Source organism: Telluria sp. ZT3P26, assembly GCF_059686035.1.
Genome location: NZ_JCASII010000008.1, coordinates 86,714 through 112,390 on the forward strand (window position 1 = coordinate 86,714; position 25,677 = coordinate 112,390).

The 25,677-nt window shown below is 65.3% G+C and carries 20 protein-coding genes; 2 read left to right on the top strand and 18 right to left on the bottom strand.

Annotated elements, in window-relative coordinates; genetic code table 11:
• Position 1 precedes the first annotated feature (1 nt).
• The 6 genes from AC56LN_RS21800 to AC56LN_RS21825 all read right to left on the bottom strand — a co-directional run bounded on the left by AC56LN_RS21800 (position 2) and on the right by AC56LN_RS21825 (position 6,578).
• A complete protein-coding gene (locus tag AC56LN_RS21800) occupies positions 2-949 on the bottom strand; it encodes a glycoside hydrolase family 43 protein (protein WP_499574673.1) in 948 nt (315 codons plus the stop codon).
• A 14-nt stretch (positions 950-963) separates the two neighbouring features.
• Positions 964-1,929 carry a galactofuranose ABC transporter, permease protein YjfF gene (yjfF, locus tag AC56LN_RS21805; RefSeq protein WP_499574674.1) on the bottom strand — a complete coding sequence of 322 codons (966 nt, stop codon included), beginning with the start codon at positions 1,927-1,929 and terminating at the stop codon, positions 964-966.
• Positions 1,926-2,954 (bottom strand): ABC transporter permease, encoded by a 1,029-nt coding sequence (locus AC56LN_RS21810; RefSeq protein WP_499574675.1) that lies wholly within the window; start codon positions 2,952-2,954, stop codon positions 1,926-1,928. Before AC56LN_RS21810 ends, yjfF begins: the two co-directional genes overlap by 4 nt.
• On the bottom strand, positions 2,954-4,486 hold the full coding sequence (locus AC56LN_RS21815) for a sugar ABC transporter ATP-binding protein (protein WP_499574676.1): 1,533 nt from the start codon (positions 4,484-4,486) through the stop codon (positions 2,954-2,956). The genes AC56LN_RS21810 and AC56LN_RS21815 overlap by 1 nt, the downstream gene beginning before the upstream one ends.
• 7 nt (positions 4,487-4,493) lie before the next feature.
• Positions 4,494-5,456, bottom strand: coding sequence for an ABC transporter substrate-binding protein (locus tag AC56LN_RS21820; protein WP_499574677.1), 963 nt, complete (start codon positions 5,454-5,456; stop codon positions 4,494-4,496).
• 144 nt (positions 5,457-5,600) lie between these two features.
• The gene (locus tag AC56LN_RS21825; protein WP_499574678.1) at positions 5,601-6,578 is read right to left on the bottom strand and encodes a ferritin-like domain-containing protein; all 978 of its coding nucleotides are present in this window, start codon (positions 6,576-6,578) and stop codon (positions 5,601-5,603) included.
• Positions 6,579-6,819: 241 nt separating this feature from the next.
• On the opposite strand from AC56LN_RS21825, the gene AC56LN_RS21830 reads away from it, so the two are divergent.
• Both AC56LN_RS21830 and AC56LN_RS21835 read left to right on the top strand, forming a co-directional pair.
• Complete coding sequence (locus AC56LN_RS21830) at positions 6,820-7,413, top strand: sigma-70 family RNA polymerase sigma factor (protein WP_499574679.1); 594 nt, start codon at positions 6,820-6,822, stop codon at positions 7,411-7,413.
• Complete coding sequence (locus tag AC56LN_RS21835) at positions 7,410-8,126, top strand: anti-sigma factor (RefSeq protein WP_482897775.1); 717 nt, start codon at positions 7,410-7,412, stop codon at positions 8,124-8,126. Before AC56LN_RS21830 ends, AC56LN_RS21835 begins: the two co-directional genes overlap by 4 nt.
• Before the next feature lie 18 nt (positions 8,127-8,144).
• Here AC56LN_RS21835 and AC56LN_RS21840 read toward each other — a convergent pair whose 3' ends face one another.
• The 12 genes from AC56LN_RS21840 to AC56LN_RS21895 form a co-directional block, all read right to left on the bottom strand.
• A complete protein-coding gene (locus tag AC56LN_RS21840; RefSeq protein WP_499574680.1) occupies positions 8,145-10,502 on the bottom strand; it encodes a beta-L-arabinofuranosidase domain-containing protein in 2,358 nt (785 codons plus the stop codon).
• Positions 10,499-11,515: an arabinan endo-1,5-alpha-L-arabinosidase gene (locus AC56LN_RS21845; RefSeq protein WP_499574681.1), complete on the bottom strand. Its 1,017-nt coding sequence runs from the start codon at positions 11,513-11,515 to the stop codon at positions 10,499-10,501. Before AC56LN_RS21845 ends, AC56LN_RS21840 begins: the two co-directional genes overlap by 4 nt.
• Complete coding sequence (locus AC56LN_RS21850) at positions 11,516-13,060, bottom strand: alpha-N-arabinofuranosidase (RefSeq protein ID WP_499574682.1); 1,545 nt, start codon at positions 13,058-13,060, stop codon at positions 11,516-11,518.
• 79 nt (positions 13,061-13,139) lie between these two features.
• Positions 13,140-13,907 carry an SDR family NAD(P)-dependent oxidoreductase gene (locus AC56LN_RS21855; RefSeq protein WP_499574683.1) on the bottom strand — a complete coding sequence of 256 codons (768 nt, stop codon included), beginning with the start codon at positions 13,905-13,907 and terminating at the stop codon, positions 13,140-13,142.
• Positions 13,908-13,938: 31 nt separating this feature from the next.
• Entirely contained in the window at positions 13,939-15,510 is a 1,572-nt protein-coding gene (locus AC56LN_RS21860) for an aldehyde dehydrogenase (NADP(+)) (RefSeq protein WP_499574684.1), read from the bottom strand.
• Positions 15,507-16,499 carry an AraD1 family protein gene (gene araD1 / locus AC56LN_RS21865; RefSeq protein WP_499574685.1) on the bottom strand — a complete coding sequence of 331 codons (993 nt, stop codon included), beginning with the start codon at positions 16,497-16,499 and terminating at the stop codon, positions 15,507-15,509. Before araD1 ends, AC56LN_RS21860 begins: the two co-directional genes overlap by 4 nt.
• A gap of 24 nt (positions 16,500-16,523) precedes the next feature.
• Positions 16,524-18,266, bottom strand: a complete 1,743-nt coding sequence (locus tag AC56LN_RS21870; RefSeq protein ID WP_482897768.1) for an IlvD/Edd family dehydratase — start codon at positions 18,264-18,266, stop codon at positions 16,524-16,526.
• A 151-nt stretch (positions 18,267-18,417) separates the two neighbouring features.
• The gene (locus tag AC56LN_RS21875) at positions 18,418-19,296 is read right to left on the bottom strand and encodes an SMP-30/gluconolactonase/LRE family protein (RefSeq protein WP_499574686.1); all 879 of its coding nucleotides are present in this window, start codon (positions 19,294-19,296) and stop codon (positions 18,418-18,420) included.
• Positions 19,296-20,348, bottom strand: coding sequence for an aldose epimerase family protein (locus AC56LN_RS21880; RefSeq protein ID WP_499574688.1), 1,053 nt, complete (start codon positions 20,346-20,348; stop codon positions 19,296-19,298). The genes AC56LN_RS21875 and AC56LN_RS21880 overlap by 1 nt, the downstream gene beginning before the upstream one ends.
• Positions 20,349-20,361: 13 nt before the next feature.
• Positions 20,362-21,312, bottom strand: coding sequence for a glycoside hydrolase family 43 protein (locus AC56LN_RS21885; RefSeq protein WP_499574689.1), 951 nt, complete (start codon positions 21,310-21,312; stop codon positions 20,362-20,364).
• Between the two features lie 22 nt (positions 21,313-21,334).
• The gene (locus tag AC56LN_RS21890; RefSeq protein WP_499555040.1) at positions 21,335-22,696 is read right to left on the bottom strand and encodes an MFS transporter; all 1,362 of its coding nucleotides are present in this window, start codon (positions 22,694-22,696) and stop codon (positions 21,335-21,337) included.
• Positions 22,697-22,789: 93 nt separating this feature from the next.
• On the bottom strand, positions 22,790-25,420 hold the full coding sequence (locus AC56LN_RS21895; protein ID WP_499574690.1) for a TonB-dependent receptor: 2,631 nt from the start codon (positions 25,418-25,420) through the stop codon (positions 22,790-22,792).
• Positions 25,421-25,677: the final 257 nt, after the last annotated feature.

The following is a 25,677-nucleotide window of genomic DNA, read 5'->3' on the forward strand; positions in this document are numbered from 1 at the left end:
ATCACGTGCAGCCCGGCGATGGATTGGCGGCAGGCCCAGCGCTCGTTTGGGCGACGGGCAAGATCTTGCCGTCCGGTGCGTAGTGCAACTCTTCGACCGCGACCGAGCGGCGGAATTCGCCCCCCGTGGGCAGCTTGCCGTTATGGTAAAAAATGTACGACTTGCCGTTGAAGTCGACGATCGCCTGGTGGATGGTCTTCACATTCGTGTTCTTTTCCATGATGACGCCATCCATCGACCACGGCCCATGCACGCCCGGGCCGCGCATGGCCACGGTTTCTTCGGGAAAGTGGCGCGAGTAAGTCAGATAATACGTGCCCTTGTGCTTGTGCACATAGGCTGCCTCGACAAAATTGTCCAGACCGGTGGTCTGGATCGGGCCGTCGAACTCGATCATGTTCGGCTTGAGCTTCACGTACTTCATGACCGTATTGCCCCAGTATAGGTAAGCCTGGCCATCGTCGTCGATGAACACGGCCGGGTCAATATCATCCCACAGGATCTGCGTCTGCTTCGTCATGTCATTCGTCACGAGGGCCCGGCCCAGTGCATCGACGAACGGGCCGGTCGGGCTGTCCGACACCGCCACGCCGATCGCCTTGCCGGGAATCGTCGCATGGTCGACCGTCGAATAGAAATAATACTTGTCGCCGCGCCGAACGATGTCCGAGGCCCAGGCATCGCGCCCGGCCCATTTGAAGGTGGAATAACGCAGCGGCGAACCGTGGTCCGTCCAGCGCTGCATGTCGCAGCTCGAGTAGACGCGCCACTCGTTCATGACGTAATCCTTGCCGCCCGCCGGCGCGTCATCCTTGCCGACGTACAGGTACACGCGGCCCTTGTCGACCAGCGCCGCCGGGTCGGCCGTGAAGATGTCCCGGACGATCGGGTTGGCGGCCTGCGCGCAGGCGCTCGCGCACAGCAGCGCGGCGAACATGGTGTGTTTCATGGTGTCTCCTTCTTTTATTTTCTTCCAAATGCCATCACGCGCTGGACGACGCAGAACACGAACAGCAGGCCACCGATCACGATCCGCGTCCACCAAGAACTGAGCGTGCCGTCGAAGGCGATCAGCGTCTGGATCGTGCCCAGCACCAGCACGCCCGACAGCGCGCCGGCCACGTAGCCGTAGCCGCCCGTGAGCAGCGTGCCGCCGATGACGACGGCGGCGATGGCATCGAGCTCGGTGCCCTGCACATGCAGCCCGTAGCCGGACAGCATGTAGAACGCGAACAGCACGCCGGCCAGCGCGGCGCAGAAGCTGCTGAGCGCATACACGAGCACCTTGGTGCGTCCGACCGCCAGCCCCATCATCGCGGCCGAGGTTTCATTGCCGCCGATCGCATACACGGCGCGGCCAAAGCCGCTGTAGTGCGCGAGCCAGATGGCCAGGCCCAGCATGCCCAGCGCAATCAGCGCGCCGGGCGACAGGAAGCCCCCGAAAAACGGCAGCTGGGTTTGCGACATCGCCACGAACAGCGGATCGTCGATCGTGATCGACTCGATGCTGATCAGGTAGCACAGGCCGCGCGCGAGGAACATCCCGGCCAGCGTGACGATGAACGGCTGCAGCCGGAAGTAGTGGATGATGCCCCCCATGCCCGCGCCAAACCCGGCGCCCAGCAACAGCACAAACGCAATCACCGCCAGCGGCGGCCAGTGCGCCACCTGCAGGAGCCAGGCCGCGATCATCGTCGCCAGCGCCAGCACGGCGCCCACCGACAGGTCGATCCCGCCGGACAGGATCACGAAGCCCATGCCGATCGCGATCACGAGCAAAAACGCGTTGTCGATCAGGAGATTGAGCAGCACTTGCAGCGACAGGAAGCCGTCGTACAGCGCGCCGCCGACAAGCAGCATCGCCACCAGCAGCGCCACCGTGACCAGGGAGGTGAAGGACGGGGCCTTCGCGAGTACGCGGACATTCATGCGCGCCTCCGCTGCCACAACTGCCTGAACTGGTCGGACTGCGAGATACAGACCAGGAACACGACAACCGACTTGACGACCATATTGACCTCGGGCGGCACGCCCAGCGAATAGATGGTGTAGGTGAGCGTCTGGATGATCAGCGCCCCGACGAGCGAACCGGCCAGGCTGAATTTGCCGCCCGCGAGCGACGTGCCGCCCAGCGTGACGGCCAGGATGGCGTCCAGTTCGAGCATCAGGCCGGCGTTGTTGGCGTCCGCGCTCTTCACGTTGGAACTGATCAACAGGCCCGCCATGCCGGCGCAGGTGGCCGCGAACACGTAGACGAACACGATCAGCGCCGCCGTGCGGATGCCGGCCAGGCGCGCCGCCACCGGATTGATGCCCACCGCCTGGATGAACAGCCCCAGCGCCGTATGGCGCAGCAGCAGCGCCGTGACGCCGAACACCACGGCCACGACAAACAGCGCAAACGGCAAGCCGAACAGATACCCGCTGCCCAGGAAAAAGTACGGCTGGTAGTAGACCGTGACGATCTGGCCATCGGTGAGCAACTGGGCCAGGCCGCGCCCCGCTACCATCAGGATCAGCGTCGCGACGATCGGCTGCAGGCCCAGGCCGGCGACGAGCGCGCCGTTCCACAGGCCGCACAGCAGCGCCGCGCCGAGGGCGGCGGCAATCGCCACCAGCATCGGCGTGTCGGCCAGGTACACCGGCACGCCATCCTGCATCACCATCGTGCCGCCAATGAGCATCGAGGCGACGGTGCCGGACAGCGCCACGACGGCGCCGACCGAGATGTCGATGCCGCGCGTGGCAATCACCAGCGTCATGCCGATCGCCGCCAGCATCAGGGGCGCCGCGCGGTTGACGATGTCGACCAGCGCGCCGTACAGGTGGCCGTCGCGGACCTCCAGGTGGAAGAAGCCGGGAATCAGCAGGAAGTCGATCAGCAGCAGCACCGCCAGCGCGGCCAGGGGCGCCCGCGCGGGCGGCTGCAGCGCCGGGATGTCGTTGACGGCCATCACGCGCCCTCCCCAGCAATCACGTGCAGCACCGTGCTGTCGTCGAGTTCACCGCGCCGGTACTCGCCGCAGGCCTTGCGGTCGCGCATGACGACAATCCGGTCGCTCACGCGCAGCACTTCCGGCAGTTCGGACGAGATGAACAGGATCGACATGCCCTTGCGGCACAGGCTCGTGACGTAATCCATGATCTCCTGCTTGGCGCGCACGTCGATGCCGCGCGTGGGTTCGTCGAGGATCATCAGGCTAGGCTCGGTGGCCAGCCAGCGCGCCAGCAGCACCTTTTGCTGGTTGCCGCCCGAGAGCGTGCCGATGGGCGTCTCGATGCTGGCCGTCTTGATCCCCAGTTGCTGCACATAGTGATCGGCCAGCGCCTGCTGGCGGCGCAGCGGAATCGCGCGCAGCAGGCCCTGGCGCGCCTGCAGCGCCAGGATCAGGTTTTCACGCACCGACAGGTCGAGAATCGCGCCTTCGTGCTTGCGGTCTTCGGAGCAGAACCCGACGCCGTGCGCAATGGCGTCACGTGGCGTGGCAAGAGCGCGCGCGCGGCCCTGGATCTCGATCGCGCCGCTGTCGATCCGGTCGGCGCCGAACAGCATGCGCGCGGTTTCGGTGCGGCCGGACCCCAGCAGGCCGGCAAGGCCCAGCAGCTCGCCCTTGCGCAGCACGAGGTCCAGCGGCGCAAGCACGCCGCGCCTGGCGGCGCCGCGCGTGCGCAGGACAATCTCGCCCGCCGCAGCGCTGGGTGCCTGCGTCGCTTGCTGGCCGGTGGCAGGCAGCTCCTGGGCATCGGGCGCAGCACCGATCATCTTGTTCACCAGCGCCAGGCGCGACAGGTCGCCGCACAGGTACTCGCCTTCCCGCTCGCCGTTGCGCATCACGGTGATACGGTCCGAGATCGCGTAGGTCTGCTCGAGGAAGTGCGTCACGAACAGGATCGCCATGCCCTGCTCGCGCAGCGCGCGCAGGTTGGAAAACAGCAGCTGGACTTCGGCTTCGTCGAGGCTTGACGTAGGTTCGTCCAGAATCAGCACGCGCGCCGAAACGCTCAGTGCGCGCGCAATGGCCACCATCTGCTGGACCGCCAGCGGGAAGCTGGCCAGCGGCTGGCGCACGTCGATGTGCACCTGCAGGCGCGTCAACAGCGCCTGCGCCTGCTGCCGCATGCGGCGCCAGTCGATCATGCCCCAGCGCCGCGGGTAGCGGCCGATGAAGATGTTCTCGGCGACCGACAGGTTCGGGCACAGGTTCACCTCCTGGTACACGGTGCTGATGCCCAGGTCCTGCGCGTCCTGCGTCGAGCGCGGCGCGATCGCCTCGCCAGCGAACACGATGCTGCCGCGATCGGGCTGGTAGACCCCCGTGAGCACCTTGATCAGCGTGGACTTGCCCGCGCCGTTCTGGCCCATCAGCGTGTGGACTTCGCCCGGATACAGGCGCAGGCCCGCATCCGACAGCGCGCGCACGCCCGGAAACTGCTTGTGGATGCCGGTCACTTCCAGGACCGGCACCTGCGTTGTCGTGGGAAGCATGGCCGCCTCAATAGCGACGGTTCGGGAATTCCTTCGCGGCCAGTTCAGCCGGGAACACGCCCTCGTTCACGACGATGCGTTTGGGGACCGGTTTGCCCGCCTTGACCGCCAGCGCAGCCTGCATCAACTGGGGACCGAGCAGCGGGTTGCATTCGACCGTCACGTTCAGCTTGCCCTGCAACATGGCCTCGAACGCGCCGCGCACGCCGTCGATCGAGATCACGAGGATGTCCTTGCCCGGCTTGATGCCCGCTTCTTCGATCGCCTGGATCGCACCGATGGCCATGTCGTCGTTGTGCGCATACAGGACGGTGATGTTCTTTCCCTCGGACTTGAGAAACGCCTCCATCACTTCCTTGCCCTTGGTGCGGGTAAAGTCGCCCGTCTGTGAACGCAGCATCTTCAGGCGCGGCTCGCCCTTGATCACTTCAGCAAAACCGGCCTTGCGGTCGATCGCCGGCGCCGAGCCGACGGTTCCTTGCAGCTCGACGATGTTGTAGGCGCGGCCCGGGTTCTTCTTCGCGTGCTCGACCAGCCAGCGGGCGGCGCGGCGGCCCTCTTCAACGAAGTCGGAACCGAGCAGCGTCACGTACAGCGACGGGTCGGCCACTTTCACGCCGCGGTCGGTGAGGATGACGGGGATCCTGGCGGCCCTGGCTTCCCGCAGCACGGTATCCCAGCCTGATTCGACGACGGGCGAGAACGCGATGATGTCCACGCGCTGGGCGATGAACGAACGGATGGCCTTGACCTGGTTTTCCTGCCGCTGCTGGGCGTCGGCAAATTTCATGATGACACCGGCCTTCTTGGCGGCGTCCTTGATCGAGGTGGTGTTGGCGGTGCGCCATTCACTCTCGGCGCCGACTTGCGAAAAGCCGATCGTCAGGGGCTTGGCGGCAAGCGCCGGATGGGTTGCTGCGAACGTGGCAGCCGTGGCTACGCCCAGGAATTTCCTGCGGGTGAATCGCATCACTTGTCTCCGATATTATTGTTCTGCAATCGTAGGACAAAGCGTGATACTGATCCAATCAATTTTTTGCGGCGATTGATACGTTTTTGGGTATCAAGCGCGATGCGGTAAAACGATACCGCATCGCACGGGTCTTACAGGTGTTTAGACGTAGGCAGAGCTCATGTTCAGCACGCCATTCGCGCCACGCGGGAAGAAGCCACCCATCGTGACCGATTCCTTGGTCAGGTACACGATATTGAGCACGTCGCCCGGCGTGCGGCTGAACGCGATGCCGTCCTTGTCGAGCGGGACAATGTTCGACACGGTGCTGTCGTTCGGATTGACGATGCCCTGGTCGACGTCGGTCGAGCCATCGAGGCTGTCGCGCGCATTCGAGATCGCCGTGGCTGCCGTGCGCAGCGAAGGCGCCGACAACCCTTTCGAGTACAGCACGGTGCGCACGATGCCGGCGTGATACGCCTCGGCCGCCAGGATGCCGGCTGCAGCTTCCAGGAAGGTCTTGTTCGTGATCAGCGGCGACGCGCCTTTGTACGCTGTCACGCCGACGTCTTCGAAGATGAACGCGCCCAGCAGGAAGTTTTCATCGCTGGCATATGGGTCGAAGGCAACGCCCGGGCCCACCAGGCCGGCCGCTCGGGCAGCGTTCGAGAAGGCGCCGTTGGGATCGGTGCCGCCGATGTCGATGGCTGGCTGGGCAACCGCCGCCGAACCGAGCGCTGCGCGCAGGAAGCCCACGTGCGCGATTTCATCCTGCGCGATTTCCTTGGCGTATTGCGCGACCAGCGGATCCTTGAATGCGACGGCGCGGCCACCCGTCACGGCGCCCTGTGTGCCCGTGCCGCCCGTCAGGTTCGCTGCCAGACCGGTGCCGAACACCGCGTACGAGTAGAACTGCGCTTCGAGGTACTCGAGGTTCAGCGCGAAATTGAGGATGTCGATGTCGGTCGGCTGCGCGGCCTGCGCAATCGCGTCCTTGACCGAGCCGCCACAGGCGGACAGGAAGGTACCACCTACCATACCGACGCTGATCCCTCCCACGTTCTTGAAGAACGAGCGGCGCTTTTCCAGCTTTTCCTTGCGTGATTCGAGCAGTGCCAATGTCACATTCGTGTCTGTCATGGTGTGTCTCCGGTTGATGCGATCGAGTAAATGGGCTGGCGTCTGCTCAGGTATTTCAGTCAGGAAACCTGACTGCCACCGCTGATGCAGCGCGTATAGCTTGTACTGACGCACGATTGAATCGGTTTCAACTATTTCAAAAAAACTATTCAACCGGGGTGTCGGCCATCCGTGCGGGCACTGGCGGGACGATATGATATTGTCAATATCACCGGATTTTTCACTCACACAACGTCCAAGGATGGCAGTGCCAGATACCCTTCATCCCAATCCCGAACAGCTGGCAACATGGCTGCACGGCACAGCACAAGGTGACGCGGCAGCCTTCCGCGCGTTGTACGACACGATTTCGCCGAAACTGTTCGGTTACGCGCTGCGTATATTAGGCAAGCGCGAACTGGCTGAAGAAGCACTGCAGGACGGATTCGTGGCAATCTGGAACGGCGCTGCCGGTTACCAGCGCCACCTGGCCGCGCCCATGACGTGGATGACGACGATCGTGCGCAACAAATCGCTCGACCTGCTGCGCCGCTGCGCTCACGATCTCGATATCGACGGCCCCGTCTTCGATGCCGAGATCATGGCAGCCCTGCAGGACCCGCGCGCCACGCCGATCGACGCGCTGCTCATCAGCCATGATGCGAAGGCGCTGGCCTACTGCATGTCGTTGCTCGAAGGCGCGCACCGGCAAGTCGTTGGCCTGGCCTTCTTCCATGACCTGTCGCACAGCGAGGTGGCGCAGCAGATGGCGATACCGATTGGTACCGTCAAGACCTGGATCCGCCGCAGCCTGGAGCGGCTCAAGACGTGCCTGGTGAGGGGCGAACGAGCATGAATATCAGCAACAACCCGCAACTGTGCGACAAGCTGGCGGCCGAGTATGTCCTCGGCACGCTCAGGGGCGGCGCGCGCCGGCGCTTCGAGCGCTATCTGCGCGACGACGCGGTCCTGCGGCGCCTGACCGCCGAATGGCAGGAACGCCTGATGCCGATGGCGGAATTCTCGGGGGCGCAGACGCCGCGTGCCCAGGTGTGGCGCGCGATCGAGCGCCGCCTGGGCCTGAGCCAGGTGCAACAACGTGCGCACGCGGCATGGCAGTTCTGGCGCACCGAGTCGCTGACGTTCTGGCGTTCGCTGAGCCTGGCGTCACTGGCCGCGACCTTGCTGATGGTGGGCGTGCTGCGCTCGACGCTGGTCGAGGCCCCGCAGGTCGACCTGGTCGCCACGCTGATCGACGACAAGGCACGCACGGCGCTGCTGCTGACCGCCGACAGCGAACGCCGCGTGTTCACGGCGCGCCTGGTCGAGAACGCACCGGTGGCCGCCGACAAGTCGCTGCAGCTGTGGGCCGTTCCGAAGGAAGGCGCGCCCCGTTCGCTCGGCGTGATCCCGCCGGAAGGCGCGATCACGCTGCCGCTGACCGGCGGCGCGGTCGGCGACGACATCGCCACGCTGGCCGTCTCGCTCGAACCACGCGGCGGCTCGCCCGGCGCCGGTGGACCGACCGGACCGATTCTGTACAAGGGTAATTGGGTGCGGATGCTGTAACGGCGCCTGGCGTCGACGTCAGCGCAGCAGCCGCAGTCCGTACAGGCCGCCGGCAAGTGAACCGGCCTGCGCTACAAAACGCACGTTGAGCAGACCTTGCGCGGCGTCCCGCAGCGCGGCCGGAATCGGGTAGTCGACCGTGTAGAACTCCCCGGCCGCGTCGCTGGCCAGCGTGACGTCGGCCAGCAACCGGTCATTGACCAGGATCGTGAAGCGCCGCCCCGCATCGGCTTTCGCATACGTCAGCCGCAGCACGCCCGCTTCCTGCTTCGGATCCTTCAGCTCGTAGCTGAACCACTTGGACGCATGACGCCAGTGGCGTCCGTTGTTCACACCCGCGTCGATCCCCTCGCCCTTGAAGAAATGGTCGGACTCCGGTTGCTGCTCGCCCGGCGCGACCTGGTCGATGGTGCGCGCATCGAGCGCCAGGCTCTCTGCTTCGCCTGCTGCATTGGCCGCCTGTTGCGCTTTCAGCCCGACGGGCGTCGCGTGCTGCCAGACCATCGTGTAGCGCGATTCGTGCAGGCGGAAGAACGGCACGAACTCGGTGGCCGGTCCGTCGGCGCCATGCACCAGCCCCGGCGCGGTGAACGTCAATGGCTTGCCCGCCACCGGCTTGAATCTGCGGATGAAGTCCATCGAGTCGCTGACGAACATCGGCGCCGATTCCATCGGGCAGACCGGCCCGGATGCGATGTGCCCCATGCGCGCGTCGTCCGCCAGGTACTGCAGCCGCTCGTCGCCCGGCATCCGTGTCCTGGCTGCCAGCACCACAGGGCCGTGCAGCACCGTGTAGTAGTTGGACTTGTCCGGCAGCTGCTCCAGGTGCGTGGTCATCGATAGGCGCACGTCGATCCGGTCGCCTGCGCGCCAGCGGCGCGTGAGGGCCACGTAGCCGCCCGGCCGCGCATCAAGCTTGACCGCCCTGCCATTGACCCGCACCGTCATGCGCCTGGGCGCCACCCAACCCGGATAGCGGATCTTGACCGTGAACGTGTCCGACCCGGGCGTGACGCGGTCGATCGTCAGGCGCGTCGTCTCGGTATCCGGGAAGCGGGTGGCCTGCGTCAGCCGGACACCCTGCCCTTTCCAGTCGAGGGTCGAGGCCATGAACAGGTTGACGAACAAGGTGGCCTTTTCGTGCGCGTAGATGAATTCACCGTACTTGGCGTGGCTTTCGATGCCCGAACCCACGCAGCACCACATGCCCTGGTCGGGCTGCGAATACACGCGGTAGTGATTGGGCCGCAGCGGCGTGAAATACACGAACCCGCCCTGTGGGCGCTGCGACGACAGGATGTGGTTGTACAGCGCGCGCTCGTAATAGTCGCCGTACGCGCCCGTCGGCCCGGCCGCGAACAGCATCTGCGTCAGCTTGAGCATATTGTAGGTGTTGCAGGTCTCCGGCCCTTCGACGTCATGCACCATCGGCGCGAAGTCGTCCCGGCTGTGGAAATGCTCCCTGACGCTGTTGCCGCCGATCGCCACCGAGCGCTTCTCCACCACCGTCTGCCAGAAGAATCTGGCCGCGTCGCCCCTGTCCTTGCGACCGGTTGCATCATGGATGCGCTGAAAGCCAATCACTTTCGGGATTTGCGTATTGGCATGCAGGCCGGTGAGCTGGTCGTCCTGCCGCGCCAGCGGCTGCAGGATCGCCTGGTGCGAAAAGCGCAGTGCGAGCTCGAGATACTTCTTGTTGCCGGTGATCTCGGCGACATCGACGAAGATCTCGTTCATGCCGCCATGCTCGCTGCGCAGCATCGCCTGCATCTGTTCCGGCGACAGGCGCGCGGTCAGGGCCAGCGCCCAGTCGGACAGCGCAACCAGCATGGCGCGCGCGTCCGCATTGCCGCCATAGCGGTAGGCATCGCGCAGGCCCGCATACACCTTGTGCAGGTTGTACCACGGCACCCACTTGCCGTTGACCGAGAAGCCATCGGCGTCGAGCTTGCCGGCCGCGACATCGCGCCAGGCCTGGCGGCCGCCCGGGATGCCGCCGAGGTAGCCGTCGCCATTGGCGTGCTGCGCGCGCTGCAGTTCGGCGACCATGTAATTCAGGCGGCGCAGCGTTTCCGCGTCGCCGGTCGACGCGTACATCAGCGCCAGCGCCGACAGGTAATGCCCGCCCATGTGGCCATCCAGGCCCGAGGATTCCCAGTTGCCATAGCTTGGCTTGCGCGGCTCCAGGCCGGCCTCGCGCAGGAACGGCGCGAGCAGGCGGTCGGGCTCCATCGCCATCAGGTAGTTCAGGTTGGTGGTCTGGGCGTCGAGGAACGGCCCCGCGCCCAGGCGCACGTCGGCCAGCGGGAACGGTGCGGCCGCCTGCGCCAGCGTGCCCGCTGCCAGCAGCAGCCATGCCAGGAGGCGAACCTTCATGGCTGCAGCGCGCTCTGGTAGCGATTCAGGTCCTTCTGATCGAGCACCGGCCAGCCATCCCGGTCCCAGCCCATCTCCAGCACCTTCAGCTTCTGCTTGAAGCGGTCGGCGGTCTCGTAAGCGTGCAGCACCATGTAGTCCTTGCCGTCGAACGTGTAGGCGCTGTTGTGGCCGAGGCCACGCCAGTCGCTGTCGCCCGCGATCACGAGCGAGCCGCCGCCCCTGGCCATGTCGACGCCGTTGCGGTCGAGGTAGGGTCCGGTGACCGTTTTCGCACGGCCCACCACCACCTTGTACGTGCTGTCCTTGCCCTTGCAGCACAGGTCCCATGAGGCGAACAGGTAGTACCAGCCGTTCTTGGGAAAGATGAACGGCGCCTCGATCTGCGCCGGCCCGGCTTCGTCGTCCGGCGTGAAGGCTGGCCGTTCGCGGCGCGCGATCGTGTGCCATTCCTGCGGCTCGGCGAGCCTCGTGCGGCTGGCATCGAGCTTCACCAGTTTCAGGCCGCCCCAGAACGAGCCGAACGACATCCACGGCGTGCCTTTGGCGTCGTCGATCACCTGCGCGTCGATGGCGTTCCACAGGTCGCGCCCCGGCACCGACTGCACGACCGGGCCCTGGTCTTCCCACTTGTAGGCGGGCGAGCGCGGATCGAGCGTCGTGTTGACGGTCACGCCGATGGCCGACGTGTTCTTGCCGAATCCCGACACCGAGTAGTACAGGTAGTACTTGCCGTCGTGGTGATAGATGTCGGGCGCCCAGATATGCCCGTCGAAGGTCGGCGCGGCCCGGGTCGCCCAGGCCGGGCCTTCCTTGAAGACGCGGCCTTCCGGCTTCCAGTTCGTCAGGTCGGTCGAGCTGTAGAACGTGATGCCGGGGCCGGTGCTGAACAGGTAGTAGCGCGCGCCCTGCTTCGCCATGACCGGGTCGTGCACGCCGACCTGCGCGGCACTGGCGCCGCTGGCCGCGCTGGCAACCACCAGCGCCGCCCACACGAGGTGTGCGGCCCGCATTTACGCCTCGACCGCGAAGACCATCACGGCCTTGGCCGGGACCTTGATCGTCAGCTTGCCATCCTGCGCCCTGGCGCTGAACGGCGCCGGCTTGATCGCCTGAGGCTTTTCGAACGTGTTGTGCGCGTCCATCGCGTCCGCCGTCAGCACCTGGCCCGTCACGCCGCCGACCGCCAGGCCCGCCACATTGAGCGTGACATCGCTGGCACGCGTCGGGTGCGTGTTGACCAGCGCGATATACACCTTGCCATCCTTCGCACGCGCCGCCGTGGCGCTGATGCCCGGCACGCCCTTGCCGTTGCTCGAATAGGCCACGTCATTGTCGACCGCCACCGGCAGCGACGTCGCATCCTGGAACGGGATGTACATCTTGTACGCGTGGTAGGTTGGCGTCAGCAGCATCTTCTCCTTGTCGGTGATGATCATCGCCTGCAGCACGTTGACCATTTGCGCGATGTTCGTCATGCGCACACGCTCGGCGTGGGCATGGAAGATGTTGAAGTTCAGCGCCGCCACGACCGCGTCGCGCAGGGTATTACGCTGGAACAGGAAGCCCGGATTGGTGCCCGGTTCGACGTCGTACCAGGTGCCCCACTCGTCGACGTAGAACCCGATTTTCTTCTCGGGATCGTTCTTGTCGAGGATGGCGACGTTCTGCTTGATGTGCTGGTCCATGCGCAGCGTCTGCTGCATGGTCGAGAACCATTCCGATTCCGGGAAGCCCGTGGCGGCGCCCTTCTTTTCCCATACACCGGTCGGCAGCGTGTAGTAGTGGAAGCTGATGCCGTCGGTGCCGCGCGCAGCTTCCTTGCTCAGTACCTCGGTCCACTTCGTGTCGTTGTCGTTGCCACCGCTGGCGACCATCTTCGGGCGCGCATCCGGTGGCGTTTTCAGGAACGTCGCATAGTGGTTGTACAGGTTGGCATAGTATTCCGGCTTCATGTTGCCGCCGCAGCCCCAGGCTTCGTTGCCGATGCCGAAGTAAGCCACCTTGTACGGCGCCTTGCGGCCATTCTTGCGGCGCAGTTCGGCCAGGGACGACTTGGTATCCGACGTCATGTACTCGAGCCACTCGGCCATCTCCTGCGGCGTGCCGGAACCCAGGTTGCCGTTGATGTAGGCTTCCGTCCCCAGGATCTCGACCAGATCGAAGAATTCGTGCGTGCCCACGGCATTGTCCTCGGCCACGCCGCCCCAGTGCGTGTTGACCTTGACCGGGCGCTTGTTGCGCGCGCCGATGCCGTCGCGCCAGTGGTATTCATCGGCGAAGCAGCCGCCCGGCCAGCGCACCAGCGGGACCTTCAGTTCCTTCAGCGCGCCGACGACATCATTGCGCCAGCCGCGGGTATTGGGGATGGAGGAATTCTGGCCGACCCACAGGCCGCCGTAGATGCCGGTGCCAAGGTGTTCGGCGAACTGGCCATACACGTTCTTGTTGATGACGGGGCCTGGCTTGCCGGTGTCGACCGACACGCTGACCTGGGCAAAAGCAGGCATGGCGGCCAGGCCGCATGCGAGGATGAGGGGTTTGAGTGCTTTCAACATTGTCTCCATTGGTGTTGCCTGCTTTTTTTTTGCAGGCTTGATTTACTTATCATCGCCGCGATGTGACAGCCGGCGCATCTCAGGTCCAGCCGGCATCCACGACGAAATCCTGCGCCGTGCACATCTGGCTGTCGTCGGCGCCCAGGAACAGCACCATGCGCGCGACATCCTCCGGCATCAGCTTGCCCGGCAGGCACTGCGCTTTCTTGATCTCGGCTTCGGCCGCGTCGTCGACCCACAAGTCGATCTGGCGCTGCGTCATGACCCAGCCGGGCGTGACGGTGTTGACCCGCACCCCGAACGGTCCCAGGTCACGCGCCAGGCTGCGCGTCAGGCCGATCACGGCTGCCTTGGTGGTCGCATAGACCGGATAGCCGGCGCCCTTGGCATGCCAGGACATTGAACTGAAATTGATGATCGAGCCGCCGCCCTTCTTTTTCATGCCAGGCAAGACCGCCTGGCAGGTAAAGAACATCGGGCGCTGGTTGATCGCGATGCGCTCGTTCCAGTAGTCGAGCGACACGTCATGGATATCGTGGCGCTGGTCGTTCGCCGCATTGTTGACGAGTACCTCGAAGTCGCCCAACTGCGCGGCCAGTTCGGCCATCGTGCGCTGCAGCGCAGGGATGTCGGTGATGTCGCAGTGCCGATACTCTGGCGCCCGGTGGCCGGCACCGGCCAGCTGCGCGCACAGCGCTTCGCTGGCGTCGCGCGCGATGTCCACGAATGCGACGATGGCGCCCTGCGCCACGAACGCTTCCACGATCGCCGCGCCGATACCGGTGCCGCCGCCCGTCACAAACACCCGCCTGTCCCTCAGGCTCGGGTAGTTCGCCATGTGTTGCATGCTTGTCTCCATCTTGTTGTTGTACGCCCGCTCACTCTTTGGTGAGCGTGCCGTCCCGGCGTCGCCAGGTGCCCAGCGGGTTGCCGTCCTGCAGGACCTCCGGCAGCAGTGCGGCCGGCAGGTTCTGGTAGCAGACCGGCCGCAGGAAGCGGCTGATCGCGCCCGTTCCCACCGAGGTGCTGCGGCCATCGGCCGTCGACGGGAACGGCCCGCCATGCACCATCGCCGTCGACACCTCGACGCCGGTAGGATACCCGTTGGCCAGGATGCGGCCCACCTTGCGCTCCAGCGTGGGCAGCAGCGCTCTGGCGGCGGCGATGTCGCCCGCGTCGAGCTGCAGCGTCGCGGTCAGCTGGCCCTCGATGGCCTCGGCCACGTCGCGCATCTTGGCCGCATCCTTGCAGACCACCAGCACCGAGGCGGGGCCGAACACTTCATCGTGCAGCTCGGTGCGCGCGAGGAATTCGTCGGCCGTCGTGCGAAACAACGCCGCGCCGCCCTTGCCTTCGTCGTGCGCTACCCGCGCGAGCGTCGTGATCGCGTCGTTGCCGGCCAGCGCCTCGACGCCCTTGCGATAGCTGTCCGCAATGCCCTGATTTAGCATCACGGCGCTGCCGGACGCCGCCAAAGCATCGCTCGCGGCGCTGGTAAACGCCTCCAGGCCCGGCCCGTCGACTGCCAGCACCAGCCCGGGATTGGTGCAGAACTGGCCGACGCCCATCGTCAGCGACGCAGCGAAGCCCTTGCCGATCTCCTCGCCCCGGTTGGCCAGCGCCTCGGGCAGCAGGAACACCGGATTGATCGAGCTCATTTCGGCATACACGGGAATCGGCTGCCTGCGCGCGGCCGCCACGGCCATCAGGGCCAGGCCGCCCGAGCGCGAGCCGGTAAAGCCCACGGCCTGGATCGCCGGGTGCGCTACCAGGCGCTGGCCAATGCCGTTGCCTGTTCCGCTCAACAGCGCAAATACGCCGGCCGGCAAGCCGCATTGCGCGACGGCGCGGGCGACGGCGCGGCCCACGAGTTCCGACGTGCCCGGGTGGGCCGAGTGGGCCTTGAGCACGACCGGACAACCGGCCGCAAACGCGGCCGCCGTATCGCCACCGGCGACCGAGAACGCGAGCGGGAAATTACTGGCGGCGAACACGGCCACCGGGCCGACGCCGATCAGGCGCATGCGCAGGTCGGGCCGTGGCGGCGCGCGCTCAGGCAGCGCCGTGTCCAGGCGCGCATCGTTCCATGACCCTTCGCGCAGCAGCGTGGCAAACAGGCGCAGCTGGCCCACCGTGCGCATGCGCTCACCTTCCAGGCGCACGCGCGGCAGGCCGGTTTCCAGCATCGCACGCTCGATCAGCGCGTCGCCAATGGCCAGGACCTGCTCGGCCACGGTCTCGAGAAACTGCGCACGGGCTGCGTCACCCGTGGCACGAAACGCGTCGAAGGCATCGCCTGCCAGCGTGCAGGCGCGGTCGATCTGCTCGGGCGTGACCATGTGGAAGGCCGGCTCGATGTGTTCGCGCTGGCCTGGCGCCCAGGCCTGGAACGCGCCCGCACCGCCGCGCTCCGCAAGGCCGTTGATAATGGCGTCGCCGGTAATGTTCATAAGGCGGTCACTTTCGTGTAGGGGGTGGCTTGCACCGCGAGGCGGTTGCGCAGCGCAGGGCCGAAGGTGGGCGACGCGACTTCGAAGGTTTCCCCTTCGCTGACCTGGACGCCATCAGCAAAGCTCAGCGTGGCGGTGCCGAAGAAATGGATGTGGACGTCGCCGGCGCGCTTGAACAGGCCGTACTTGAAGTGGTGGTGCTCGAGGTTTTCGAGCGTGTGCGACATGTTCTGCTCACCGCTGACGAAGTGCTTTTCCCAGCGCACCTGGCCATCCGCGCCGATGATGCGCGAGACGCCCGCGACGTGCGCCGGCAGGTCGCCCACCAGGAGCGCCGGCCCCAGGCCGCAGTTGCGCAGCTTCGAATGCGCAAGGTACAGGTAGTTCTGGCGCTCGGTCACGTGATCGGAAAACTCGTTGCCGATGGCGTAGCCGAGGCGGTACGGGTGCCCGTCGTCGCCGATCAGGTACAGGCCGGCGATCTCCGGCTCTTCGCCACCGTCGAGCGAGAAGGCCGGCATCTCGAGGTCCTGGCCAGTGGCGCGCACGATCGAGCCGTCGCCCTTGTAGAACCATTCCGGCTGCACGCCGGCCGTGCCGGTTGGCGGCTTGCCGCCTTCGACGCCCATGCGGAACATCTTCATGCTGTCGCTGAGCGCGGCGATATCGCCGCCGATCTTCTGGTGCATGGCGTCGCGTGCATCCGCGCTGCCCAGGTGGGTCAGGCCGGTGCCGGTCACGTAGCAGTGGGCGGCGTCCGGATGGTCGAGCGGCGGCAGGATGCGGCCGGCCTGCGCGGTGGCGTCATAGTCGACCTGCTGCGCGCCGGCGGCGCCCTCGGCCAGCTTGGCCAGGCCCTGGCTGCTGCCGATCGCGGCGCGTGCGAGTTCCAGCGTGGTGGTGTAGCCGTCGATGACGCGGATGGTGGCGCCGGTCAGGATGCCGACCCGGCGCTCGTGCGCTTCGGTCAGAAATTGGATGAGCAGCATGCTCTGGTCTCCTCGGTTCTTGGTTCAGTGGGAATGCTTCGGCACCGCCGAGCCACGGCAGCCGACGAGGAAATCGAAATCGCAGCCGTCGTCGGCCTGCATCACGTGATCGAGGTACAGGCGCTGGTAGCCGCTGTGCTGCACGGGCTTGTTCTTTTCGGCGCGCTCGGCCAGCCGGCGTACGATTTCGGCATCCGGCAGTTCGACGTTGAGCAGCCCGTTCTGGCAATCGAGCTGGATCATGTCGCCGTCCTGCACGATGCCCAGCGGGCCGCCGTCCATTGCTTCCGGCGCCACGTGCAGCACCACGGTGCCATATGCCGTGCCGCTCATGCGCGCGTCCGAAATGCGCACCATGTCGGTGATGCCCCTGGCCAGCAGCTTGGGCGGCAAGCCCATATTGCCCACTTCAGCCATGCCCGGATACCCTTTCGGGCCGCAGTTCTTCATCAGGAGCACCGAGTTTTCGTCGACGTCCAGGTCCGGGTCAAGGATGCGCTGCTTGTAGTGATCGAAGTCTTCGAAGACCACGGCGCGGCCCCGGTGCTGCATCAGGTGCGGCGAGGCGGCCGACGGTTTGAGCACGGCCCCGCGCGGCGCGAGATTACCGCGCAGGATGCAGATGCCGCCGTCCGCGATCAGCGGATTGTCCAGCTGGCGCACGACGTCATCGTTGTAGATCGGCGCGGCGACGCAGTTTTCCCATAGCGTGTTGCCGTTGACGGTCAGCGCATCCTTGTTGGGAATTAGGCCGCCCTCGCCCAGGCGGCGAATCACGGCCGGCAAGCCGCCCGCATAGTAGAACTCTTCCATCAGGAAGCGCCCCGATGGCAGCAGGTCGACCACGGTCGGGGTGCCCTTGCCGATGCGGGTCCAGTCTTCCAGTTCGAGCGGCACGCCCACCCGCCCGGCAATGGCCTTCAGGTGGATCACGGCATTGGTCGAGCCGCCGATGGCCGCATTCACGCGGATGGCGTTCTCGAAGTTTGCGCGGGTGAGGATCTTCGACAGGCGCAGGTCTTCGTGCACCATCTCGACGATGCGCATGCCCGACATGTGCGCCAGCACGTAGCGGCGCGCATCCACGGCAGGAATCGCCGCGTTGTGCGGCAGCGAGGTGCCCAGCGCTTCGGCCATGCAGGCCATCGTCGACGCCGTGCCCATCGTGTTGCAGGTGCCCGCGCTGCGCGAGTGGCCCGCTTCGGCCGACAGGAATTCGTGCATCGTGATCGTGCCGGCCTTGGCTTGCTCGTGTAACTGCCAGACAGCGGTGCCGGAGCCGATGTCCTTGCCGTTCAGTTTACCGTTGAGCATCGGGCCGCCGGTGACGACGATCGTCGGCAGGTCGACGCTGGCCGCGCCCATCAGCAGCGCCGGCGTGGTCTTGTCGCAGCCGACCAGCAGCACGACCGCATCCATCGGATTGCCGCGGATGGATTCTTCGACGTCCATGCTGGCCAGGTTCCGGGTCAGCATCGCCGTCGGGCGCAGATTGGATTCGCCGTTCGAGAATACGGGGAATTCAACGGGGAAGCCGCCTGCTTCCAGGATGCCGCGCTTGACGTGCTCGGCCAGTTTGCGGAAGTGCGCATTGCACGGGGTCAGTTCGGACCAGGTGTTGCAGATGCCGATGATCGGCTTGCCCTGGAATTCGTGGTCGGGTATGCCCTGGTTCTTCATCCAGCTGCGGTACATGAACCCGTTTTTATCCTGCGTGCCAAACCATGCCGCAGAACGCAGCGGCGTTTTTTTCTTTGCCTCGGACATCGTATCTCCTCGTTATTCTCTGGATGAAGCGTGCATGGTGCCGCTGTCCATATCACTTGATTACCGAGAGGAAGTCTAAAGTCCGGGCAGATAACTTACTAATCAAATTTTAACGAAGATCGATACCGTTTTTCATATCGCTGATGGACCATCAAACGTGCAAGAAACGCGACTCGGGCAGGCCGCGCAGTTCGAGCGCCTGCGCAAACACTGCGCCCGACAGCGGCGCGGCCGCACGCTCCTGATCCGACATGCCCAGGTGGGCGCTGGTGACGAACAGCGTTCTCAAGTCAGGCCCGCCAAAGGCCGGGCAGCTCGGTTGCGGCGCTGCCAGCGGCACCGTCCGTTCGAGCTGGCCGTCGGGTGCAAAGCGCGCCACGATGCCGGCGCCCCAGCGCGTGCTCCACAGGTAGCCGGCGGCGTCGATCGTCGAGCCGTCGGGTTCCCCCGGCACCGCATCGGCCGCGACGAACGTGTGCACGCGCCCCACTTCGGCGCTGCACGGGTTGTAGTCGGCGTACAGGATCGCCTTTTGCGCCGAGTCGGCAAAGTACATGCGGCGCCCGTTGGGACTGAAGCAGATGCTGTTGGCGATGGCGGCGTTGGGCAGCGGCAGGCGCTCAAGCGACAGGTCGAGGTTCAGGCGGTAGAAGCCCCCCAAAGCGTGCTTCGGATGTTCGGCCTGGTTGAACATGCCGAACACGAACCGCCCCTGGCGATCGCAGCGGCCATCGTTGATGCGGGTGGATGGAATGTCCGGTTCGACGTCGCAGATGCGCGTGACCTTGCCGCTCGAGAAGGTGAAGAACGCGAGACCGGACGCCAGCCCCAGCAGCAGGCGGTCGTCGCTGCCGGTCAGCGCGAAACAGCACAGGCGCTCGGGCATCGGCCAGCTGGCCGTGCGGCCGGTGGCCGGCGTATAGGCCCACAGGGTGGCGGCGGGAATATCGGTCCACAGCAGGCGGCCGGTGCGCTCGCACCAGAGCACGCACTCGCCCAGCTCGTGCCGGGTGTCGGTCAGCACGTCCATCACGCCGCCTCGGTGGTAAAGCGAAAGCGCGACTCGGTGGCATACACCTCGCCCGGGCGCAGGATCACGTTCGGGAACTGCGGCTGGTTCGGCGAATCGGGGAAATGCTGCGGTTCCAGGCACAGGCCGCTGCGGTGTCCGTAGCTGCGGCCCTTGCCGGATAGCGCCCCGTCGAGGAAGTTCCCGCTGTAGAACTGCACACCGGGTTCCTGCGTCCACAGTTCCAGCACGCGGCCCGAGACAGGTTCGCTCACCCGCGCCGCCCGTGTCAACGCCGTGCCTTGCGGCTTGTTCAGGACGAGATTGTGGTCGTAGCCGCTGCCGTGGCGCAGCTGCTTGTCGGGCTGCCCGATCCGCTCGCCGATCTGGCGCGGCAGGCGAAAGTCGAACGGCGTCCCGGTGACCGGCGTGAGTTCGCCCGTGGGGATCGATTCACTGTCGATCGCCACGAAGCTGTCGGCATCGATGGTCAGGTAGTGTCCCAGGATGTCGCCCTCGCCGGCCAGGTTGAAGTAACTGTGCTGCGTCAGGTTGACCGGCGTGGCCCTGTCGGTCACGGCGTGGAAACGCACCACCAGTTCGTTGGCGTCATTGAGCTGGTAGACGACCGTGACATCGAGGTTGCCGGGATAGCCCATCTCGCCGTCGACGCTGCGGTAGGCCAGGCGCAGGCTGGCGCCATCGACCGTCGCCGTCCACAGGACGCGGTCGAAGCCACCGGCGCCGCCATGCAAATGGTTGTTGCCGTTGTTGACCGGCAGCTGGACCTGCGCGCCATCGAGCGTGAAGCGCCCCCTGGCGATGCGGTTGCCGTAGCGGCCGATCAGCGCGCCGAAGTACGGGCTGTCGGTGCAATAGGGCTCGAGCGTATCGAAGCCGAGCACCACGTCGGCGAGCCTGCCGTCGCGGTCCGGCGCGTGCAGTTCGGTGATGATGCCGCCGAAGTCGATGATCTTCGCCACCATGCCGTGGGCATTGGTGAGCGTGAACTGGGTGACGGCGCCGCCGCCTGGCAGGTGGCCGAATGGCGCTTGCGTGATACCGGTTTGCACGGTGATGTGATCCTTAATAGACAGAGGGTCGGCCAAACACCGGCATGCCCTGGTCGTCCCAGCGCAGCGGTTTCACGAAGGTGTGGCGGTCCGGATTCCAGAGCGGATCGCCGACGATCTCGGTGTAGGTGCGCGCGTGGTAGACCAGCATCACGGTGTCGTTGTCTTCGGCCAGCGTGAAGCTGTTGTGGCCCGGCCCATAGACGCCGTGATCGTAGCATGTACGCAAAACGGGCTGCGCCGACTTGGTCCACGCGCGCGGATCGAGCAGATCGGCGTCTTCATCGGCCCACAGCAACCCCATGGCGTAGTTATGGTCGGTCGCGCTGGCCGAGTAGCTGATGAAGATCTTGCCGTTGCGGCGCAGGACCGACGGGCCTTCATTGACCCAGAAGCCGATCGTTTCCCAGTCGTGCTCCGGTTTGCTCAAGAGGATCGGCGCGCCCTCGATCTGCCACGGCGTCTTCATCGGCGCGATGTACAGGTTCGAATTGCCCTCGATGGCGGGGTCCTTCTGCGCCCACAGGTAATACAGCGTGCCCTTGTGGGTGAACGTGGTCGCATCGAGGCAGAAGCTGTCGATGCCGGTGTCGACCTGGCCCATGAATTCCCACTCGCCTTCCAGCGGATTGGCATGGCGGTTGCGGATCGCGTACATGCGGTGCTGGAACAGATTGTCCTTGATCGCGCGGCTGGGCGCGGCGGCAAAGTAGACGTACCAGGCGCCGTCATTGAAGTGCAGCTCGGGGGCCCAGACCAGCTCGGAATACGGGCCGGTCTCGGGCTTGTGCCAGGCGTCGACCGTGGGCGCGGTGGCCAGGCCGGCGATGGTCGTCGCGCGGCGCAGTTCGATGCGGTCGTACAGCGGCACCGAGGCGGTGAAGTAATAGTAGCCGTCGGTGTGCTTGTAGATGTAGGGATCGGCGCGTTGCTCGATCAGCGGCTGGAGGATGGTTTCTTGCATCGTTGTTCTCTGTGTGTGATTGTCAGGTGGTCGCGTAGCCGTGCGCCTGCATGTCCTGCTTGACGGTGGTGTAATAGTCGTCGCTGATCCGGTACTTGAACATCAGCATCCCCATCAAAAAGTGGAAGAAGCCCGGAATCACCGACAGCATCAGCGCAATGCCCTGCAGCGCCAGCGCCGATTGCGACTGGTTCGGCACATACCTGAAGTAATCGAGCAGGATGCCGACCATGTAGCCGGCCACGCCCATGCCGATCTTCTGGCACACCGAGATGCCGCCGAACGCAAAGCCCGAGACGCGCTTGCCGGTCTTGACCTGGCCATAGTCGATCGTCTCGGCGATGGCCGACCAGAACACCGGCGCGTGCAGGTCGACCACCAGCGAGAGCAGGAAATACAGGACGAAGGCGAGCACCATGTCGCCCGGCTGCACCAGGAAATACATCATCACGCTGAGCACCGCCACCGCGATCTGCGAATGCCGGAACAGCTTGACCTTGCAATAGAACTTGGTGGTCCAGGTCGAGACCACCATCGCCAGGATCGCCGCCGCCACACCGGTCGACAGGAAGGCCGATACGGCCGCCGTGTCGCCGCCCAGGTAGTACTTGGCATAGTAGATCGCCACCGAGCCGCGGATCACGTAGCCGATGGTGCCGGTCACGCACACGGCGCACAGGATCAGCCACTGGTCGTTCTTGAGCAGCACGCGCACCTGCGCCAGCAACGGCTGCTTCTCGACCTTGTGCACGACCCGCTCGGTGGTGGTGAAAAAGCAGAACACGAACAACAGCACCCCGATGGCGGCCATCACCGCCATCGCCGCCTGGTAGCCGGCAGCCGGATGCGCGCCGTCCCAGGCGCTGGCCAGGACCGGCACGACAATGGTCACCATGAAGGCGCCCACCTTGGCGAAGAACAGCCGGTAGCCATTGGCCGACAGGCGCTGCTGGGGATCGGCGGTCAGGCCGCTGATCAGCGAGATGTACGGAATGCCCACGCCGGCGGTCATGATGGTCATGAGGATGTAGGTGGAGTAGGCCCAGATCAGCTTCGCGTCGTAGTCCCAGCCTGGTGTGGAAAATACGAGGAACACCGACAGGCCGTACGGCACCGCGAGCAGCAGCAGCCACGGACGGTAGCGCCCCCAGCGCGTCAGGACCGAATCGGTCACCTGCCCCATCGCCAGATCGGCCACCGCGCCGACGATCTTGACGACGACGAACAGCACCGCCAGGTCGCGCACATGCAGGCCATAGATGTCGGTGTAAAAGAAGGTGATGATCAGCATCATCGACGAGATCACCACATTGAGCGCCATGTCGCCGGCGCCGAAGCCGACTTTTTCAAGCGTCGAGAGTTTTTGCGTTTGCACGTTTTCCATCCAATCAAAACAACGACGGGGCGCGGCAGGAAATCCTGCGGCGCCCGGTTGGAACAGGTCAGCCGGCCGTCAAGAAAGGCCGGCCGGCGCCCCTCAATTGCGCCACCTGAGCGCCAGACCCACCACGCGGTCGTAGCGGCGCACGTCGCGCGGCAGCTCGGGCACGCTGTGGTAGTCGTGGTACGACTGGTCCAGCAGGTTGCTGCCGTCGAGCGTGATCGTCAGCTTGTCGGTCAGCTTGTACGACACCGAGGCGTCGAGCGTCTTGAGCGGATCCACGACGATGTTGTACGGCAGCGCGCGGTAGTTGTACTCGGCGGTGAACTTGTCGCGCCAGCTGTAGGCGATGCGGCCCGACCATTTGCCGTACTCATACAGCGCGACCAGGTTGGCCGACAGCTTGGACATGCCGGCAAACGTGTTGATGGTGCCGTCGGCTTCGGCCAGGCCGCCATCCATCCACGTGACGTTGGCCTGCATCCCGAGGCCGCCCAGCCAGCCCGGCAGCTTCGTGTAGAACTGCTGGTACGCCAGTTCGGCGCCCTTGAGCTTGCCCTCGACCGCGTTGTACGGGCGGCTGACGTTGTAGGTCATGCCGTCGTAGGTTTCCGGCCGCGCGCTGCGGCGCAGGTAGTTTTCGTAGTCGTGCTGGAACAGCGTGCCGGTGATCGAACCGGCCGGCGCGAAGTACCACTCCAGCGCCACGTCGACGTTCCGCGCCTCTTGCGGCTTGAGGTTCGGGTTGCCGGCGCTGCCGGTGGCCAGCGTCGTGGTGGTGGACGGGAACAGCGTCAGGCCCGGATTGAAGTCGCCGAACGGCGCCCGTTCGATCGCCTTGCTGGCCGACAGGCGGCCGATCAGGTCTTGCCTGAAGTGGGCGCGCATCGACAGGCTTGGCAGCACGTCGTTGGTCGTGCTCGACACGGTGACGGGCGAAACCACGCCGGCCGTGGACGAGAAACCGCTGATGCGCTGCTTGGTTTTCACGTAGCGCAGGCCGGCGGTGCCATCGATCGGCAGCGACCATGCATCGAAGCCGAAGTTGGCCTTGATATAGGCGGCGCTCGACTGCTCGCGGTCTGAATAGAACGACAGCGGATTGTCCGGTTGCGGATCCGGATTGCCCTTGATGACCTGGCGGATTGCGCCCGTGTTGTCGAGCAGGTAGTCCCGGCATGGCGCGTAGAACTGGTTCATCCCGTAGTTGCCACCCGTTTTCGGGCTGGTGCAGTTCAGGCCCGGGAAGTCGGTGACCTTGATCGCGTTCGGCGTGAACGCATTCGGCGCGGCCGTATAGCCGTTCAGCTCGTGCACGAACGAGGCGTCGCGCTGCACGTGCCGTGCGCCCACGCTGAGTTCCTTGAAGAAGCCGTCGGCTTCCGGGGTCCAGGCCACATCGCCGCGCCAGTCGGTGGCCGCGCCGCGCGAGCGGTTGTGGTTATCGAACAGCGCGAACATCGTCCAGTTGGCCGGATCGGTCATGTCGGTGCCCGGGTATTCCAGGTAGCCGCCGCCGTCGCGCACCTCGGCATTGATCGACTTCGACATGTTCATGACCGTGTCGAGGATCGGATTCTTCTGGCTGTACTTGCTGACCGTGCGCACCACCTCGCCGCTGACGCGCACGCCGGGCGTGGCCTTCCATATTGCGCCGACGGCGCCCTGGTGGGTTTCCGAATCGTCGCGCCGCGCCTGGGTCGAGCTCAGCGTGAAGTTGTTCACGTTGGGATTGCTGATCGAACCGAGATAGTTCGATCCTGCCATTGGCGTCACTGTGGAGCCGGGATTGTTGATCGGCAGGTCACCCACGAAGAAGATGCTTTGCGAGTCGTGGTCGATCTTGGTCGAGAAGCTCTCGGCGTACAGTTCGAGGTCGCTCGACGGGCGCCACTGGGCCGACAGGTTGCCGGCCAGGCGTTCGCGATCGCCGCCGCTCATCACGCGGCCCATCGACGGCGCGCCGATGATGCCGCGGTCGATCGTGCGCGGCTCGCCCACGAAGGCGGTTTCGTCATGGTAGCGGCCGCGCTGGTACGACAGGCCGCCCAGCAGGCCGATCTCGCCCATGGCCGTTTTCCAGCGGTTCGACAGCAGGCCCGAGACGTTCGGATCGATCTTGTCGGCCTTGTCGCGGTGCTCGGCGCGCACATTGAAGGCGGCCTGCGCGCCCTTGAAATCGAATGGCCGGTTGGTGCGCACGTCGATGACGCCCGAGGTGCCGCCTTCGACCATGTCGGCGCCCTGCGATTTGTAGACGTCCACGCGCTGCAGCATGGCGACCGGCACATCGGCCAGGAACAGGCTGCGCCCGGCGGCGGTGAACATCTCGCGCCCGTTGTACAGCGTCGTGATGCCGCCCAGGCCACGGATGACGACGTTGCCGGCTTCGCCGTTCTGGCGGATGACCTGCACGCCCGGTACACGGCCCAGGATCTCGGCCACGTTCTTGTCGGGGAATTTGCCGATGTCGTCGGCGACGATCGAATCGAGCACCTGTTCGGCGTTGCGCTTGATGGCCTGGGCGCTCTGGGCGGCCTGGCGGGTCCCGGTGACGGTGACGACGGCCGCATCGCGGTCGGCGCCGGCGCGCGCCGTGTTGTTCTCGGCATTCGACGCCGCGCTGGCGGCCGGCACGTCTGCCGTGGGGGCGCCGACTTCCTGGGCGCCGACGGTGGCTGCGCTGATCAGGCCAGCGCCGGCCAGGGCCGCGACCGTGGCACGCAAGGCGAACCTGCTGCAGGCACGGGTGTGAGGGGTTTGGGAAAATGCGGGCGCAATGCTGCCCGGGGCGTACCGTGTCATATGTCTCCTTAATTGTTCTACGTCGCTGTGCGACTTTATTGTGTCGATGCTGTACGGAATGGTAGGAGATGCACCGAGAACGTTCCAATCAATTTTTGCGCAGTTCCGATACCGATTTACGTATCGACATTGCAAGTGATCGCGGTTGCTGGCGGCTAGTTGGCATTTGTCGATTCGAT